The following is a 16,354-nucleotide window of genomic DNA, read 5'->3' as shown; positions in this document are numbered from 1 at the left end:
ACCCGTCGATCAGGGTCAGCGGGCGGCCGGCTGCTCGGTCGGCTTCGGGTCGGACGGCTGCTGCTGCTCCCGCAGGTCCTGCTGCTGCTCGCCCGCCACGCGGTCCCGTTCGCGGCGCAGCGCCCGCAGGCCGCGGATGCCGAGGACGCCGATCGCGGTGCCGAGGATCGTGGAGGTGATCGCGAGGGCGAGGTGAATCCAGAAGTACGCGGTCGGGTGGGAGTGGTCGCCGTGGTGGAAGGCGAGGCCGCTGGTGTCCTTCCAGAGATTCTTCACAAAGGTCGTCCAGACGATCCAGGACCACACGCCGAAGGCGACCAGGAACCAGGAGACGCGGCGGCTGAGCTTCATACGTACCAGTATGGGCGGGCTGTCGGGAGGGACGACGGGCGGGGTGCGGGGGTTCCGGGCGGCGGGCGTGCGAAGGGTCACGTGACGGGCGCGGGGCCCGGGGGCGCGGGAGGGTGGCCGGGCCCGGTACGTTCTGCGGGTGGCCAAGACAGTGACCTCAGCCCTGAAAGCGTCCGCGGCGTCCCTGACCGCCCTCCTGCTGGGAGGGACCGTGCTGGCCGGCACCGCACAGGCCGCGCCGGCCAAGCCGAAGACGCCCAGCCCGCCGGCGGTGATGTCGAAGGTCGGCGGCGACCGGATGAGCCTGCCGGGCACGCAGGTGAACGCGGCCGCGGGCGTGCCCGCGCTCCCGAAGGGCATCACCGCGCGTTCGTGGATCGTCACGGACGCCGAGACCGGCGACGTCCTCGCGGAGCACAACGCGCACTGGAAGCTCGCCCCGGCCAGCACCCTGAAGATGCTGCTGGCCGACATGCTCATACCGAAGCTGCCGGCGTCGACCGTGCACAAGGTGGTGCCCTCGGACCTGAAGGGCATGGGCGAGGGCAGCAGCCTGGTCGGGATCAAGGAGAACCTGACCTACACCGTGAAGGACCTGTGGCTCGGGGTGTTCCTGCGCTCGGGCAACGACGCGGTGCACGTCCTGTCGGCGATGAACCACGGCGTCCCGGCGACCGTCGCCGACATGAACGCCGAGGCGCACGAACTCCAGGCCGACGACACCCACGTGGTCTCGCCGGACGGCTACGACATGCCCGGCCAGGTCAGCAGCGCGTACGACCTGACGCTGTTCGCCCGCGCGGGGCTCCAGCTCCCCGAGTTCCGCGAGTACTGCTCGACGGTCACCGCGAAGTTCCCGGGCGACTACAAGAAGGTCAAGCACCCCAAGAAGGGCCAGCCGGGCAAGACCCGGGAGTCCTTCCAGATCCAGAACACCGACCGCCTGCTCAGCGGTGACTACGACGTGAAGCCGTACCCGGGCATCGCCGGGGTGAAGAACGGCGACACGACGAACGCCGGCGCCACGTACACCGGGGTCGCCGAGCGCGGCGGGCGCAAGCTGCTGGTCACCGTGATGCACCCGGACCCGGCGGTGTCGGGGCACAACGCGGTCTACCGCGAGGCGGCGTCGCTGCTGGACTGGGGCTTCAAGGCCGCGCCGACGGTCAAGCCGGTCGGCACCCTGGTGCCTCCGCTGAGCCAGCTGCCCGCGCCCAAGACGTCGGCGCCGTCGTCCGTCGCGACGGACGGGCGGACCGCGGTCGCCGCCGCGTCGTCCTCTTCCTCTTCGTCGTCCCGCGGGCTGTGGACGGCGGCCGGGATCACCGCCGCGACCCTGGTGGTGCTGGCCGCGGTGATCATCGTCGTGCGGCGTCGCCGTCCGCTTCCGTCCGCGGTGGTTCCCAGCGGTGCGAGCCGGAGCGCGGTGCGGGACCTCCCGCTCCGGGCGTCTCCCCCCGCTCAGCGGACCGCGCCGGATCAGGAGCAGACGCAGGGGCAGACGAAGGCGCAGCAGCCAGGGACTTCTCCGGACCGCCCGGCGAGCCGGCGCCGTCCCCGCTCCCTCCGGAAGCACTGACCGCGCCCCGCGGCGCCACCTCGCCGTACTGCGTCGCGGTCCACGCGGCGCAGTACAGCAGCAGCTTCGCCATGAAGTTGAACCACAGCAGCAGGGCGATCGGGGTGCCGAAGGCGCCGTAGACGTTCTTGCCCGCGACCCCGCGCAGATAGCCGCTCAGCCCGACCTTGAGCATCTCGAAGCCGACCGCCCCGATCAGCGCCGCCACCGCGACGGCCCGGCGGGGCGGGTCGACGCCGGGCAGCAGTGTCAGCAGGTAGACCAGGATGAGGAAGTCCGCGACGATCGCCAGCACGTAGCCGACGACGGTGAGCAGCACCCGGCCCGGGCCGTGGTGGTCCAGGCCGACCCGGTCGGCGGTCCAGTTGACCGCCGCGGTGGCGAAGCCGGAGGCCGCGAGCGAGACCAGCGCGGCCGCGCCCAGGCCCAGCAGCACCCCGCCGTCGGAGAGTTTGGCCTTGACCGGGTTGCGCTCCTCGTCGTCCTTGCGCCACACCGCGCGCAGGCAGTCGCGCAGCGAGCCGACCCACCCGATACCGGTGAACACCAGCGCGGCGGCGGCCGTCACGCCGATGGTGCCGGCGTTGGAGACCAGGCTGTTGATGTCGAGCTTGTCGGCGATGCCGGGGATCTGCTGGGAGATCTTGTGCTCCAGCGTGTCGAGCTGGTGATGCGACAAGGTGGCGGCGCCGACCGCGGCGACCACCGCGAGCAGCGGGAAGAGCGACAGGAAGCTGGTGAAGGTCATCGCGGCGGCCAGCCGCGTCCAGTGCACGGTCTGCAGGTGCGCGAACGCCCGCCACGCGTGGGTGCGCATCGCCCGCGCGATGTGCGGGCCGATCCACGGCAGCCGGGTCAACCAGTCCATGTCGGGCGGCTACCCTCCCCGGTTGCCTGCACGCCCGCGGGCTGCGCGGGCCCCTCGTCCGGGCGTCGCCGGCCGCGCCCGTCCCGGCGGGCGGCGGAGCTGAACACCAGCGTCCGGGTGCCCCAGAACCGCAGCGCGGTGGCCAGCACCATCCCGACGCCCGCGCCGGAGACCACGTCGGCGCGCGCCGAGGTGCGGCCGAGGACGTAGTGCGAGAAGCCCAGGCACGCCAACTGCACCAGCGCCCCGGCGAGGTTCACCGCGAAGAAGGCGCCGTACCGCCGCGCCCGGCTGCCCCGGACCGGGCCGCGACCGCGGTAGGTGCCCAGCGCGTTGCCGAGGTACGCCACCGAGCAGCCGGCCAGGAACGACAGCGACTTCGCGGTCAGCGGCCCCATCCCGCCCGGCCCGCGCAGCCACACGAACAGCCCGAGGTCGGCGGCGTACGCGGCCCCTCCGGCCAGCGCGAACCCCATCAACTCCGGCCACATCCCGCGCCGCGCGGCCCCGCTCACCCCGTGCCGCGCGGACCCCCTCAGCCCGCGCACGACGAGACCCGCCCCACCGGCCGCCCCACCCGCCGCCTCACGAATTGACCACCGCGAGCACGTACAGCGCGCTCCAGGCCATGGCGATCACCAGCAGCGGGCGGTCGCGCAGCACCACGTCCTCGGGCTCACCGGCGGCGCCGACATCGGCGAAGACCGCGTAGCGCAGCACCGACAGGGTGAAGGGGACCATCGACAACTGCCGCCAGGGCAGCAGGCCGTGCTCGCCGCCGCTGCTCTCCAGCGCCCACAGGCAGTAGGCGAGCACGGCCACGCCCGCCGCGAGCTGCCAGACGAACCGCAGATAGCCGATGGTGTACTCGCCGAGCAGCGCGCGGGTGGCGGTCAGGTCGCCGTCGCGCTGCGACATCAGGACGAGTTCGGAGTACCGCTTGGCGGCGACCATGAACAGCGCGCCGAAGCCGGAGGTGATCAGGAACCAGCGGGAGAGATCGATGTTCAGGGCGAGCCCGCCGGCCATGGCCCGCATCAGGAAGCCGGTGGTGACGATGACGAGGTCGACCACGAGCATGTGCTTCAGCCGCAGGCAGTAGGCGAGTTGCATGACCACGTACGCGGCGAGCAGCGCGGCGGTGTGGCCGTTGCAGGCGAGCGCGCCCACGGCGGGGGCGAGGACGGCGAGCAGGCCGCCGGCAGTGTAGGCGACGGAGACCGGGACCTGGCCGCTGGCGACCGGGCGGCGGCACTTCACCGGGTGGGCCCGGTCCGCCTCCGCGTCGCGGGCGTCGTTGATCAGGTAGACCGCGGCCGAGCAGGCGATGAAGAGCACCAGCGCGGTCGCCAGCCGTATCGCCTCGTCGAGGTCGAGCAGGCGGGCGGCGGCGAACGGCGCGGCGAGCACCAGCCCGTTCTTCACCCACTGCCGGGGCCGGGCGGCCCGCAGCAGCCCGGTGGCGAGGGTCCAGCCGGTGTCGGGGACGGCGAGCGCCGGCGGCGCCGACTGCTCGATGACGGCGGCGGGTTCACTCATCGCACACCCCTGTGGGTCCAGTCCCGCCCGAGGCGGGCGGTGGTCGCGCCGAGCAGCGCGCCGAAGGCGACATCGGTCGGGTAGTGGACGCCCGCGACCAGCCGGGACAGGCAGATCGCGGTCGCGAGCGGGCGGAAGGGCGCGGCCGGGGCGAGCGCGCCGAAGGCGAGCGCGGCGGCGGCGGAGGAGGCGGCGTGCGAGCTGGGGAAGCTGTGCCGGCCGGCGGTGCGCACCAGTGGCGCGGCTCCGGGCGGCAGTTGCGGGCGCGGGCGGCGCACCACGCGCTTGACGGCCATGCTCGCGGCGTGCGAGGCGGCCACCAGCACGGTGGCGCGCAGCCACGCGCCGCGGCGGGCCGGGTCGGCCGCCGCGCCGGCCAGCCCGGCGGCGAGCCAGACCGCGCCGTGCTCGCCGGCCAGCGACAGCCCCCTTGCCGCGGCGGCGGCGTACGGCTGCCGGCCGCAGCCGCGCAGCACGGTCAGCAGGTCGTGATCCGGGCGGAACACCGGCCGCACCTCCTCGCTTCCTCGGTCGGGCTTCGCGCCGATGGCCGGCCGCGTCCCCGCGTCCCCTGGGTCGCGTGCGTCGTGCGCGTCGCACACGGCGCATGAGTCATACGATTCGGCCATCGGACTGCGAATGCTTACCGTGCGGCACCCGCGCTTACCCCTCCCGATCGACCGTTACGGTGAGAAAAGCCGCATATACCGCCGAACCTCACCCCATAGGGCATTTCTCCGGGTTGGCCGACGGTACGTTCACGGACATGCCCGTACCGCTCGCGCCGGCCACCACCCCCGTCACCGGCTGGGGCCGCACCGCCCCGACCGCCGCCCGGCTGCTGCGCCCGGGCACGTACGAGGAGGTCGTCGAGGCGGTACGGGCCTGCGACGGCCGCGGCGCCATCGCCCGGGGCCTGGGCCGGGCGTACGGCGACGCGGCGCAGAACGCGGGCGGCGCGGTGCTGGACATGACCGCGCTGGACCGTATCCACGAGATCGACGCCGTCGGCGGCGTGGTCACCTGCGACGCGGGGGTGTCGCTGCACCGGCTGATGGAGGTGCTGCTGCCGCTCGGCTGGTTCGTGCCGGTCACCCCCGGGACCCGCTACGTCACCGTCGGCGGCGCGATCGGCGCCGACATCCACGGCAAGAACCACCACGTCTCGGGCTCCTTCAGCCGGCACGTGCTCGCCTTCGAGCTGCTGACCGGCGACGGCGAGACCCGGCTGGTGACCCCGGAGGCGGAGCCGGAGCTGTTCTGGGCGACCGCCGGCGGGATGGGCCTGACCGGGGTGGTGCTGGCCGCCACGATCCAACTGCTGCCGGTCGAGACGTCGTTGATGACCGTGGACACCGAGCGGGCCACCGACCTGGACGACCTGATGGCCCGGATGACCACCGCCGACCACCACTACCGCTACTCGGTGGCCTGGATCGACCTGCTCGCCCGTGGCGCCCGCACCGGCCGGGCCGTGCTCACCCGCGGCGACCACGCCCCGCTCGAAGCGCTGCCGGAGCGGGCCCGCCGCGCCCCCCTCGCGTTCCGCCCGCGCCGGCTGCCGGCCCCGCCGCGCCCCGCGCCCGACGGGCTGCTCGGCCGCACCACCGTCGGGCTGTTCAACGAGTTCTGGTACCGCAAGGCGCCCCGCGAGCGGCGCGGCCAGCTCCAGAAGCTCGCCACCTTCTTCCACCCGCTGGACGGCCTGCCGGACTGGAACCTCGTCTACGGCCGGGCCGGCTTCGTGCAGTACCAGTTCGTGGTCGGACACGGCCAGGAGGAGACGCTGCGTTCGGTGGTGCGCCGGCTGAGCACCCGCGGCTGCCCGTCGTTCCTCGCGGTGCTCAAACGGTTCGGGTCGGGCGATCCGGGCTGGCTCTCCTTCCCGATGGCCGGGTGGACCCTCGCGCTGGACATCCCCGCGGGGCTGCCGGGGCTCGGCGCGCTCCTCGACGAGCTCGACGAGGCGGTCGCGGCCGCCGGCGGCCGGGTCTACCTCGCCAAGGACTCCCGGCTGCGGCCCGACATGCTCGCCCGGATGTACCCGCGGCTGGACGACTTCCGTTCCCTGCGCGCCCGCCACGACCCGCGCGGCGCCATCACCTCGGACCTGGCGCGGCGGCTCGCGCTGTGACGTAGGGAGTTCGCTCATGAAGGACGCGTTCGGGGCTCCCCAGTCCCTGCTGGTGCTCGGCGGCGGCTCCGAGATCGGGCTGGCCACCGCGCGGCGGCTGATCGCCCGCAGGACCCGGCGGGTGCACCTGGCCGGGCGGCCCTCCCCCGCGCTGGACGCCGCCGCGGCCGAGCTGTCCGCGCTCGGCGCCGACGTACACGTCACCGGCTTCGACGCGCTCGACCCGGGCTCGCACGAGGAGGTCCTCGGCAAGGTCTTCGCCGAGGGCGACATCGACATGGTGCTGGTCGCCTTCGGCGTGCTCGGGGACCAGGCGCGCGACGAGCAGGAGCCGCTGTCGGCCGTACGGGTCGCCGCGACCAACTACACCGGGGCGGTCTCGGCGTCCCTGATCTGCGGGGCGGCGCTCCAGCGCCAGGGGCACGGCTCCCTCGTCGTGCTCTCCTCCGTCGCCGGGGAGCGCGCCCGGCGGGAGAACTTCATCTACGGCAGCAGCAAGGCCGGGCTCGACGCGTTCACCCAGGGGCTCGGCGACGCGCTGCACCCCTGCGGGGTCCATGTCATGGCGGTACGGCCCGGATTCGTGCGGACCCGGATGACGGCGCATCTGCCCGCCGCGCCGCTCGCCACGACACCCGAGGTGGTTGCCGCCGCGATCGAGTCCGGCTTGCGGCGCCGGGCCGAGGTGATCTGGGTGCCGGGCCGGCTCCGCCCCGTCATGTCCGCCCTCCGCCACCTCCCCCGCCCCCTCTTCCGCCGCATTACGACTCCGCGGTAACAGGACCCCCCGGGTGCCCCCGTCCCCCCGGTTGAGGGACCACCCCCCGGTGGTGGGCTTGTCGCGCAGTTCCCCGCGCCCCTGGGAAGCTGCGGGTTCTTCCGCGAAAGGAGCCGCACCAAGTGAGGCGCGCTGTGCAGCGGTGGCGCGCCACAAACAAGGGGCGCGGGGAACTGCGCGACCAGCCATCAACCGGGGGAAGATCCGGCGACCCCCGCAAGGGGCAGACCTGCGGACGCTCAGCGCGCCAACAGAACCCGGCCGAGGAGGCGGTACGGGGGCACCCGAAAGGAGCGAGGTTCGTTCCGCGGAAGAGCCGCAAGTCACCCAGGGGCGCGTGGGGGTACCTCCCAGGCGAAGCTCTGGGGGAGAACGGCGCGACAAGCCCACCACCGGGGGTGGTCCCGGGGCGGGCGGGACCACCCGCTGCGGGGGGTCAGGTCAAAGCGTCGCGAAGACGCTCCAGGGACCAGTCGAGATCCTCCTTGGAGATGGTCAGCGGGGGCGCGAGCCGAATCGTGGACCCGTGGGTGTCCTTGGCGAGCACGCCCCGCCGGAGCAGCCGCTCGGTGAGCGCGCGCCCGCTCCCGAGCGAGGGATCGACGTCGAGCCCGGCCCACAGCCCGCGCCCGCGCACCGCCGTGACCGCCCCGCCGGAGGCGATCGCCGCGAGCTCGCGATGCAGGTGGTCACCGAGTTCCGCGGCCCGCTGCTGGTACTCCCCGGTCCGCAGCATGTCGACGACCTCGATGCCGACCGCGCACGCCAGCGGGTTCCCGCCGAACGTGGAGCCGTGCTCGCCCGGGTGGAAGACGCCGAGCACGTCCCGGGAGGCGACCACCGCGGAGACCGGGACGACCCCGCCGCCCAGCGCCTTGCCGAGGACGTAGACGTCGGGGACCACGTCCTCGTGCTCGCAGGCGAAGGTGCGGCCGGTGCGGCCGAGGCCGGACTGGATCTCGTCGGCGACGAAGAGCACCCCGCGCTCGCGGGTGAGCCGCCGCACCCCGGCGAGGTACCCGGGCGGCGGCACGAGCACGCCGGCCTCGCCCTGGATCGGCTCGATCAGCACCGCCACGGTGTCGTCGTCGACCGCGGCCTCCATCGCGGCGAGGTCGCCGTACGGGACGATCGTGAAGCCCGGCGTGTACGGGCCGAAGTCCGCGCGGGCCTCGGGATCGGTGGAGAAACTGACGATCGTGGTGGTGCGGCCGTGGAAGTTCCCCTCGGCGACGACGATCTTCGCCCGGCCGTCCGGCACGCCCTTGACCTGGTAGCCCCATTTGCGGGCGGTCTTCACCGCGGTCTCCACCGCCTCCGCCCCGGTGTTCATCGGCAGCACCATGTCCTTGCCGCACAGCTCGGCGAGCCCCCGGCAGAACTCGCCGAACCGGTCGTGGTGGAAGGCCCGCGAGGTGAGCGTCACCCGGTCCAGCTGCGCCTTCGCCGCGGCGATCAGCCGCGGGTTGCCGTGGCCGAAGTTGAGCGCCGAGTACCCGGCGAGCATGTCGACGTACCGGCGGCCGTCGATGTCGGTCACCCACGCGCCCTCGGCGGAGGCGACGACGACGGGCAGCGGGTGGTAGTTGTGCGCGCTGTACTCCTCGACGACCGCGATCTCACGGTCGGTCGCGGTGCTGTCGGGAGCCGGGGCGCTGCCGGAAGCCGAGGTGCCGGGTTCGTCGTTCGTCACGTGCGTACTCCGTTCGTCATGCGTCAGGAGCCAGGCCGGGCCTGGAGCGGGGCGGGGGTGGTGCCCTCGTTTCTATCGTCGCTCACCGCCGTCCCGGTGAAACCTCCCGCGGACCCGCCCGTGCGTCGAAGGATCGACGGCATCGCCCGGGGGTGTGGGCGCGGGCCCGCGGCCTGAGAGAATGGAGGTATGGCCAACCTGCGACCTCGTGCCCTGTCCGGCATCCAGCCCACTGCCAGCTCGTTCCACCTGGGCAACTACCTGGGTGCGATCCGGCAGTACGTCGCGATGCAGGACACCCACGACGCCTTCTACATGGTGGTGGACCTGCACGCGATCACCGTGCCGCAGGACCCGGCGACGCTGCGCGCCAACACCCGGCTGGCGGCCGCGCAGCTGCTGGCCGCGGGCCTGGACCCGGAGCGCTGCACGCTCTTCGTGCAGAGCCACGTGCCCGAGCACGCGCAGCTCGGCTGGCTGATGAACTGCATCACCGGCTTCGGCGAGGCGTCCCGGATGACGCAGTTCAAGGACAAGTCGGCCCGGCAGGGCGCCGACAGCACCACCGTGGGCCTGTTCACGTACCCGATCCTCCAGGTCGCCGACATCCTGCTCTACCAGGCCGACGCGGTGCCGGTCGGCGAGGACCAGCGGCAGCACATCGAGCTGACCCGGGACCTCGCCGAGCGGTTCAACGGGCGTTTCGGCCAGACCTTCAACCTGCCCGCGGCCCACATCGTGCGCGAGGTCGCGAAGATCTACGACCTCCAGGACCCGACCGCGAAGATGAGCAAGTCCGCGGCCTCCGCGAAGGGTCTGGTCAACCTGCTCGACGAGCCGAAGGCGTCGGCGAAGAAGTTCCGCGGCGCGGTCACGGACACCGACACGGTCATCCGGTACGACGAAACGGAAAAGCCGGGCATCAGCAACCTGCTCAGGATTCACTCCGCCCTCACTGGCACCGGAATCGCCGAACTCGAGGAGCGATACGCGGGCAAGGGCTACGGTGCGCTCAAGACCGACCTCGCGGAGATCTTCGTGGCGTGGGTCACACCGTTCCGCGAGCGCACGCAGGAGTATCTGGGAGACCCCGAGACGCTGGACTCCGTTCTGGCCAAGGGAGCCGAGAAGGCACGGGCCGTCGCCGCCGAGACGCTGGCGCTGGCGTACGACCGGATCGGCTTCCTGCCGGCGAAGCACTGAAGTACCGGCCGTACGGCGGGATGGATCGGGTTGTGACGCACGTCGCTGTCCGGTTCCTCGGCATGCGCGCGACACTGAGCAGGACGAACGAGCACGACCGTGAGGCGACCCGGGAAAGAGGTGAACGCAGTGGGTACCACCACCATCGGCGTGTCCATCGCGGTCCCGGAGCCGTACGGGCGGCTGTTGCAGGAGCGGCGGGCCGGGTTCGGTGACCCCGCGGCCTTCGCGATCCCCACGCATGTGACGCTCCTTCCGCCGACGGAGGTGGCCCGCGAGGAGCTGCACGGCTTCGGCCGGCACCTCTCCCGGGTCGCCTCGTACGGGCGGCCGTTCGTGATGCGGCTCGACGGCACCGCGACCTTCCGGCCGGTCTCCCCGGTGGTCTACGTGCGGATCGCCGAGGGGGATGCCGCGTGCGGTGAGCTCCAGGAGCAGGTGCGGTCCGGACCGGTGGCCCGGGAGCTCCAGTTCCCGTACCACCCGCACGTCACCATCGCGCACGGCATCGCCGAGGATGCGATGGATCGGGCGCAGGCCGAGCTGGCGGGGTTCGCCGCCGAGTGGACCGCGTCCGGCTTCGCCCTCTACGAACAGGGCGCCGACGATGTCTGGCGGCAGCTCCGCGTCTATCCCTTCGGCGCGGAGGAGCTCCCGCCGCTCCCGCACCAACACGGGCGACGCGTCACCGCTCCGCGGTAACGGGACCCCCCGGGTGGCCCGGTCCCGCCCGTCCCGGGACCACCCCCCGGTGGGTGGCTTGTCGCGCCGTTCTCCCCCAGAGCTTCGCCTGGGAGGTACCCCCACGCGCCCCTGGGTAACCTCGGCTCTTCCGCGGAACGAAGCTCGCTCCTTTCGGGGGCGCCCCCGTGCCGCCTCCTCGGCTGCGTTCTGTTGACGCGCTGAGCGTCCGCAGAGCCTGCCCCTTGCGAGGGTTCTCCGGATCTTCCCCCGGTGATGGGCTGGTCGCGCAGTTCCCCGCGCCCCTTGTTGTGGCGCGCCCCCGCTGCACAGCGCGCCTCAGACCACCCCGCAGCGTGCGCACCCTCCTCCGCGGAAGAACCCGCACCTACCCAGGGGCGCGCCCTTCTTCGCGGAAGGAGCCGCACAAAATCAGGGGCGCGTGGGGGTCCCTCCCAGGCGAAGCTCTGGGGGAGAACGGAGCGACCAGCCACAACGCACCGGCACTGTGAACGCGGCGAGCAACCACCCCAAAGGGGCGCGTGGGGGTACCTCCCAGGCGAAGCTCTGGGGGAGAACGGAGCGACCAGCCACAGCGCGCCGCAAGGCGAAGGCACGACCGCAAGGGGCACCGTCCCAGGGGCGCGTGGGGGTACCTCCCAGGCGAAGCTCTGGGGGAGAACTGCGCGACAAGCCACGACGGCACAGCATCGTTGCCGCGGCGGGCAACCGCCCCAAAGGGGCGCGGGGAACTGCGCGACCAGCCCACCACCGGGGGGGTGGTCCCGGGGGCGGCGGGACCGGGGCACCCGGGGGGCGGGGGGGCGGGGGGCCGTAGCATCGGCGGATGGGGATCGGACTGGTCGCGGCGCTCGGCGCCGCGGTGTGTTTCGGCGCGGCAACGGCACTGCAAGCGATGGCCGCACGGGTGGCGGGAGAGGGCCGCGGCGCCGCGGGGCTCCTCGTGGCGGCGGTCCGCCAGACCCCGTACATCGCCGGCCTCGCCCTGGACTGCGCCGGCTTCGTGCTGGAAGTGATCGCGCTGCGCGGCCTGCCGGTGTACACGGTGGGCGCCGCGCTGGCCGCGAGCCTCGCGGTGACCGCGGTCCTGGCGAGCCCGCTGCTCGGCACGCGGCTCGCCCGCGGCGAGTGGGCCGGGGTGGCCACGGTCTGCGGCGGGCTGGCCCTGCTCGCGCTGGCCTCGGGCGGCGAGGGCTCGGGGCACGGCGGCAGCACCCTGCGCTGGGCGATCCTGGCGACCGCACTCGCGGTACTGGCGCTGGGCGCGCTGCCCGCCGGGAGGCTCCCGCGGCGGTTCCGGGCCGCGCTGCTCGGCCTGGGCGCGGGCTTCGGCTTCGGCGTGGTGGAGGTCGCGGTGCGGCTGCTCGACCCGGTCACGGCGCGGGCGCTGGTCGCGAACCCGGCGTCGTACGCCCTGCTGGTCGGCGGCGGCGCCGCCTTCCTGCTGCTGACCTCGGCGCTGCACCAGGGCTCGGTCACCGCGGCCACCGCGGGGATGGTGCTGGGCGAGACGGTCGGCCCCGCCCTGGTCGGGGTGCTCGCGCTGCATGACAGGACCCGGGCCGGCTGGGCCCCGGCGGCCGTCGCGGGGTTCGTGCTGGCGGTGGCCGGCGGGCTGGCGCTGGCCCGCTACGGGGAGGGCGGGGCGCCGGCGGATGCCGCCGGCGCCGAGCCGCAGGGCGTCAGGCTCGGGTCAGGGGGCTGAGCCGGCAGGTCACGCCGATCCGGTTCCAGGCGTTCATCGTCACGCACATGGCGATCAGCCGGGGCAGCTCGTCCTCGTCGAAGAGCGCGGCGGCACCGTCGTAGGCGGGGTCGGGGACACCGTGGGCGCCCAGTGCGGTGACGGCCTCGGCCAGCGCGAGGGCGGCGCGCTCGCGCGCGGTGAAGAACGGGGTCTCGCGCCACACCGTCAGCCCGGTGAGCTTCTGCTCGGTGACGCCCAGCCCGCGGGCGTCGGCGCTGTGCTTGTCGACGCAGTACGCGCAGCCGTTGAGCTGCGAGACGCGCACCCGCACCAGCTCGCGCACGACCGGGTCGAGCCCGGCGGACGCGGCCTTGTCCAGCGCGAACATCGCCTGGTAGAAGTCCGGCGCCTTGTCGTTGAGGTCGATCCGGCGCGGCGGCGGGGCCACGGTGGCGTCACCGGCGGCGCCGGGGGCCGGGGCGGAAGAGGTCTGCTCGGAAGTGCTCATACCGCCAACGTAGCCGCGAAGTGGCTCCGTCCCGTGGTCCACTTGCCGTATGACTGCACGGGCCACTTCCGGGGAGCAGGGCCGCCGCGCCGCGCCGGGCCGCGCGGGCGGACACGACCTGCTGCTCGACCTCGCCGCCCAGCGCGATCAGGGGGCCGGGGCGCGGGCGGGGCTGGAGGCGGCGCTGCGCGAGGCGGTGCGGGACGGGCGGCTCGCACCGGGCACGCGGCTGCCGTCGAGCCGGGCGCTCGCCCGCGATCTGGGCCTGGCGCGGAACACGGTGGCGGACGCGTACGGGCAGCTCGTCGCGGAGGGCTGGCTGACCGCGCGGCAGGGGTCGGGCACGGCGGTCGCGGCGCGCCAGGCCACGTCACCGGTACGGGCCGGGGCCGCCCGGGCGCGCGCCGCCGAGGGGCCGCCGGGGATGGTGCCGGACGCGGTGCGGCTGCCGTACTCGCTGTGGCCGGGCTCGCCGGACGTCTCCGCCTTCCCCCGGGCCGCCTGGGGCGCCGCCGCCCGCCGGGCGCTGACCGCGGCGCCGAGCGAGGCGTTCGGGTACTCCGACCCTCGCGGGCGGCCCGAGCTGCGGGAGGCGCTCGCGGCGTATCTGGCCCGGGTGCGGGGCGTGCGGGCCGACCCCGAACTGCTGATGGTCTGCACCGGCTTCGTCCAGGCGGTCGGCCTGCTCGCCCGGGTGCTGCGCGCCCGCGGTGGGCGCCGTATCGCGGTGGAGGAGCTGGGCTTCCCCGACACCCGCACGCTGCTGCGGGCCGCCGGGCTGGAGACCGTACCGCTGCCGCTGGACGGCGACGGCGCCCGGGTGGAACACCTCGACGGCACCGTGGACGCGGTGCTGCTCACGCCCGCGCACCAGTTCCCCACCGGCGTCCCGCTGTCGCCCGCGCGCCGCACCGCGGTCGTCGACTGGGCCCGCGCCACCGGCGGCCTGGTCTTCGAGGACGACTACGACGGCGAGTTCCGCTACGACCGCCAGCCCGTCGGCGCCCTGCAGAGCCTGGCGCCCGAACACGTGGTGTACGCCGGCACCGCGAGCAAGAGCCTGGCGCCCGGGCTGCGGCTGGCGTGGATCACGGTGCCTCCGCACCTCATGGACGCGGTGCTCCGGGAGAAGCGGATGGCCGACCACCACTCGCCGGTGCTCGACCAGTTGACGCTCGCGGAGTTCATCGGTTCCGGCGCGCACGACCGGCACGTGCGGCGGATGCGGCTGCGCTACCGGGCCCGCCGGGACCGGCTGGTGGCCGCACTCGGCGAGCGGGTGCCGTCGGTCCGGGTCTCCGGCATCGCCGCCGGACTGCACGCGGTCGTCGAACTCCCGCCGACGGCGGTCCCGTTGGAGCAGCTGACCGAGCGGGCCCGGCAACGAGGGCTGGCGCTGGGCGGGTTGGACCTGCTGGGCGCCCGTACCGCCGCCCGCCCCGCGCTGGTGATCGGCTACGCCACCCCGCCCGAGCACGCGTTCGGCGGGGCGCTGGACCTGCTGTGCGAGGTGCTCGCGGAGTTCTGCGGCTGACCTGGACCAGACCCTCGGCGCCCCAACGCCCTTACGGCGCCGAGTCCTTGATGTTCGGGCTCAGTGCGTAGGCGTGGGTCGGCGAGGTGCTGCCGTAGGTGTGGTCGGAGGAGGTGGGCTGGCCGGCCGCGTTCAGGCCGATCACGTCGTCGAAGGTACTGACGTGGGCGCACTTGCTGAGCTTGGAGTTGGCGCCGTCGAGGGCCTGCTTGGTGTCGGAGGGCGTCGAGGCGGCCTTGCCGCCCGGGTACACGGTGCCGGTGGTCCAGTCGGTGCCGAGCAGCAGCACGATCTGGTTGCCGGTGCCCTGTTTGACCGCCTTCGACGGCAGCCCGAGCGCCTTGGCGACGGTCTGGGCCTGCGCCTGCTCGCCGGCCGGGTAGCTGAGCGACGTGGTCGTGGTGTCCGGGCCGTCGCCGGAGCTGGTCTGCCGGCTGAAGCCCTTGCCGATCAGCTCCTGCGCGATCGCGCCGGCCCGGCCGGTGGCCTGCGAGCCGTTCTCCACCTGCACGGCGATGGTGCCGGGTGCCACGGTGGGCGTGGTGGTCGGCTTCGCCTTCCCGCTGGCCGTGGTGAGCGACTGGTCGTCGATGATGGTACGGAACAGCGCGGGCGCGCTCGGCTTGCTCATCAGCGTCTCATCGACGCCGTTCACCTTGGTGTCGTACGTCTGCAGGGTGACGTACTTGATCCGGTTCTGCGGGACCTTGTTGAGGTCGTTGGCGAGGCCGATCAGCTTGCTCGGCGTGTCCAGCGCGTTGTCCACGGTCAGTGCGGAGGTGGCGGCGTTGGCGAGCTTCCACAGCTTCGTCGGACTGCTCAGCGTGCCGTGGCTCTTGAGAGTGCCGACCAGCGAGTTGAGGTAGATGTGCTGTGCGACGGTGCGGCCGCGGCTGTCGCTGGAGTCGCCGAAGCCGTGCCGGGTGCGCAGGAACTCCAGGGCCGCGTCGCCCTGCAGCACGTGGTCGCCCTTCTTCAGCTTCAGGTGGCTGTAGGGGTCGTAGACGTCGTTGTCGACGCAGACGGGCACCCCGCCGACCGCGTTGGACATGTTCACCACCCCCTTGAAGTCGACCTTCATGAAGTGGTCGATGGGTATCCCGGTGAGCTGGTGCACGGCGTCCACGCTGCACCCGGGGCCGCCGTTGAGCGCCGCGTTGATCTTCTGGTCGGTCTGCGGGCCCATGCTGGGATGGCCCTTGTCGTGGCAGCCGCTCCAACTGGCGACCAGGTCGCGGGGGACGCTCATCACGGTCGCGTTGGTGCGGTCGGCGGATATGTGCACCACCATCTCCACGTCGGCCCGGGCACCGCTGGAGTCGGCGGCGCCGCCGAGCTTCCTGTCGCCCGCGTTGCCGCGCTCGTCCGAGCCGATCACCAGCAGGTTGATCGGGGTGCGGCCGAACGCGTCCGGCTTCTCCGTGCCGGCGCCGTTCTTGCCATTGGCGGACAGGTCGTCGGACTTGATGTTGCCGGACAGCTTGAAATACGCGTAGGCGGCGGCGCCGCAGCCGAGCAGCAGCACGAAGCCCATGGTCAGGCCGACGATCTTCAGGGCCCGCCGGCCGCCCCGCCTCCCCTGGTTCCTCTGATTCCTGCGGGCAGCGGCGCGCCCGCCCTCCACCGGTACGCCGTCAACCGGCCCGGTCGTCGGGCCGGCCGCGCTCATGTCGTTGTCTCCCGGGCGCCGGGCGCCATGCCTCCGGGAACCACTGGAGGAGCTGGTCATCTACGTACTTCCCCGCAACCTCGAGCTGAAGACACCTGTCCGGAACTCC

At 73.5% G+C, this 16,354-nt stretch carries 14 protein-coding genes and 1 pseudogene; 7 read left to right on the top strand and 8 right to left on the bottom strand.

The features are described from left to right. Positions 1 to 15: 15 nt before the first annotated feature. Positions 16 to 351 (bottom strand): SCO4848 family membrane protein, encoded by a 336-nt coding sequence (locus OG370_RS26080; protein ID WP_328468297.1) that lies wholly within the window; start codon positions 349 to 351, stop codon positions 16 to 18. 139 nt (positions 352 to 490) lie between these two features. Between OG370_RS26080 and OG370_RS26075 the strand changes: the two genes are divergently transcribed. Further along, positions 491 to 1,930 carry a D-alanyl-D-alanine carboxypeptidase family protein gene (locus OG370_RS26075; RefSeq protein ID WP_443060740.1) on the top strand — a complete coding sequence of 480 codons (1,440 nt, stop codon included), beginning with the start codon at positions 491 to 493 and terminating at the stop codon, positions 1,928 to 1,930. A gap of 43 nt (positions 1,931 to 1,973) precedes the next feature. On the opposite strand, the pseudogene OG370_RS26070 reads toward OG370_RS26075, so the two are convergent. From OG370_RS26070 to OG370_RS26055, 4 genes and pseudogenes are all read right to left on the bottom strand, one after another. Next, positions 1,974 to 2,747 (bottom strand): annotated as a pseudogene (locus OG370_RS26070) (YihY/virulence factor BrkB family protein); the annotation flags it as partial. A gap of 38 nt (positions 2,748 to 2,785) precedes the next feature. Then, on the bottom strand, positions 2,786 to 3,289 hold the full coding sequence (locus OG370_RS26065; RefSeq protein WP_328474408.1) for a GtrA family protein: 504 nt from the start codon (positions 3,287 to 3,289) through the stop codon (positions 2,786 to 2,788). 94 nt (positions 3,290 to 3,383) lie between these two features. Next, the gene (locus OG370_RS26060) at positions 3,384 to 4,337 is read right to left on the bottom strand and encodes a decaprenyl-phosphate phosphoribosyltransferase (RefSeq protein ID WP_328468295.1); all 954 of its coding nucleotides are present in this window, start codon (positions 4,335 to 4,337) and stop codon (positions 3,384 to 3,386) included. After that, the gene (locus OG370_RS26055; RefSeq protein ID WP_328468293.1) at positions 4,334 to 4,843 is read right to left on the bottom strand and encodes a phosphatase PAP2 family protein; all 510 of its coding nucleotides are present in this window, start codon (positions 4,841 to 4,843) and stop codon (positions 4,334 to 4,336) included. Before OG370_RS26055 ends, OG370_RS26060 begins: the two co-directional genes overlap by 4 nt. Positions 4,844 to 5,103: 260 nt before the next feature. Between OG370_RS26055 and OG370_RS26050 the strand changes: the two genes are divergently transcribed. Beyond that, a complete protein-coding gene (locus tag OG370_RS26050) occupies positions 5,104 to 6,471 on the top strand; it encodes an FAD-binding oxidoreductase (protein WP_328468291.1) in 1,368 nt (455 codons plus the stop codon). Positions 6,472 to 6,487: 16 nt separating this feature from the next. Next, positions 6,488 to 7,249 (top strand): decaprenylphospho-beta-D-erythro-pentofuranosid-2-ulose 2-reductase, encoded by a 762-nt coding sequence (locus OG370_RS26045; RefSeq protein WP_328468289.1) that lies wholly within the window; start codon positions 6,488 to 6,490, stop codon positions 7,247 to 7,249. A gap of 436 nt (positions 7,250 to 7,685) precedes the next feature. On the opposite strand, the gene rocD is transcribed toward OG370_RS26045, so the two are convergent. Beyond that, a complete protein-coding gene (gene rocD / locus OG370_RS26040; protein WP_443060739.1) occupies positions 7,686 to 8,942 on the bottom strand; it encodes an ornithine--oxo-acid transaminase in 1,257 nt (418 codons plus the stop codon). A 189-nt stretch (positions 8,943 to 9,131) separates the two neighbouring features. Here rocD and trpS point away from each other — a divergent pair, with 189 nt between their 5' ends. The 3 genes from trpS (at position 9,132) to OG370_RS26025 (ending at position 12,552) form a co-directional block, all read left to right on the top strand. After that, a complete protein-coding gene (gene trpS / locus OG370_RS26035; protein ID WP_328468287.1) occupies positions 9,132 to 10,145 on the top strand; it encodes a tryptophan--tRNA ligase in 1,014 nt (337 codons plus the stop codon). A 129-nt stretch (positions 10,146 to 10,274) separates the two neighbouring features. Then, positions 10,275 to 10,847, top strand: a complete 573-nt coding sequence (locus OG370_RS26030) for a 2'-5' RNA ligase family protein (protein WP_328468285.1) — start codon at positions 10,275 to 10,277, stop codon at positions 10,845 to 10,847. Between the two features lie 826 nt (positions 10,848 to 11,673). Beyond that, positions 11,674 to 12,552, top strand: a complete 879-nt coding sequence (locus tag OG370_RS26025; protein ID WP_328468283.1) for a hypothetical protein — start codon at positions 11,674 to 11,676, stop codon at positions 12,550 to 12,552. On the opposite strand, the gene OG370_RS26020 is transcribed toward OG370_RS26025, so the two are convergent. Continuing rightward, entirely contained in the window at positions 12,530 to 13,042 is a 513-nt protein-coding gene (locus tag OG370_RS26020) for a carboxymuconolactone decarboxylase family protein (protein WP_328468281.1), read from the bottom strand. The two genes, OG370_RS26025 and OG370_RS26020, sit on opposite strands and share 23 nt — an antisense overlap. A gap of 49 nt (positions 13,043 to 13,091) precedes the next feature. Here OG370_RS26020 and pdxR point away from each other — a divergent pair, with 49 nt between their 5' ends. Continuing rightward, positions 13,092 to 14,576 carry a MocR-like pyridoxine biosynthesis transcription factor PdxR gene (gene pdxR, locus OG370_RS26015; RefSeq protein WP_328468279.1) on the top strand — a complete coding sequence of 495 codons (1,485 nt, stop codon included), beginning with the start codon at positions 13,092 to 13,094 and terminating at the stop codon, positions 14,574 to 14,576. Positions 14,577 to 14,607: 31 nt separating this feature from the next. On the opposite strand, the gene OG370_RS26010 is transcribed toward pdxR, so the two are convergent. Further along, a complete protein-coding gene (locus OG370_RS26010; RefSeq protein ID WP_328468277.1) occupies positions 14,608 to 16,245 on the bottom strand; it encodes an LCP family protein in 1,638 nt (545 codons plus the stop codon). Positions 16,246 to 16,354: the final 109 nt, after the last annotated feature.

This window comes from Streptomyces sp. NBC_00448 (assembly GCF_036014115.1).
In the GTDB taxonomy this organism is placed as follows: domain Bacteria; phylum Actinomycetota; class Actinomycetes; order Streptomycetales; family Streptomycetaceae; genus Actinacidiphila.
This window is presented reverse-complemented; position numbering and strand designations above follow the sequence as displayed.

Excerpts from the sequence above, each read along its gene's own strand:
- pdxR (WP_328468279.1), top strand. The coding sequence starts at position 13,092 with ATGACTGCACGGGCCACTTCCGGGGAGCAGGGCCGCCGCGCCGCGCCG.
- OG370_RS26025 (WP_328468283.1), top strand. The coding sequence starts at position 11,674 with ATGGGGATCGGACTGGTCGCGGCGCTCGGCGCCGCGGTGTGTTTCGGC.
- OG370_RS26020 (WP_328468281.1), bottom strand. The coding sequence starts at position 13,042 with ATGAGCACTTCCGAGCAGACCTCTTCCGCCCCGGCCCCCGGCGCCGCC.
- OG370_RS26065 (WP_328474408.1), bottom strand. The coding sequence starts at position 3,289 with ATGTGGCCGGAGTTGATGGGGTTCGCGCTGGCCGGAGGGGCCGCGTAC.
- OG370_RS26080 (WP_328468297.1), bottom strand. The coding sequence starts at position 351 with ATGAAGCTCAGCCGCCGCGTCTCCTGGTTCCTGGTCGCCTTCGGCGTG.
- OG370_RS26060 (WP_328468295.1), bottom strand. The coding sequence starts at position 4,337 with ATGAGTGAACCCGCCGCCGTCATCGAGCAGTCGGCGCCGCCGGCGCTC.
- OG370_RS26045 (WP_328468289.1), top strand. The coding sequence starts at position 6,488 with ATGAAGGACGCGTTCGGGGCTCCCCAGTCCCTGCTGGTGCTCGGCGGC.
- trpS (WP_328468287.1), top strand. The coding sequence starts at position 9,132 with ATGGCCAACCTGCGACCTCGTGCCCTGTCCGGCATCCAGCCCACTGCC.
- OG370_RS26010 (WP_328468277.1), bottom strand. The coding sequence starts at position 16,245 with ATGAGCGCGGCCGGCCCGACGACCGGGCCGGTTGACGGCGTACCGGTG.
- OG370_RS26050 (WP_328468291.1), top strand. The coding sequence starts at position 5,104 with ATGCCCGTACCGCTCGCGCCGGCCACCACCCCCGTCACCGGCTGGGGC.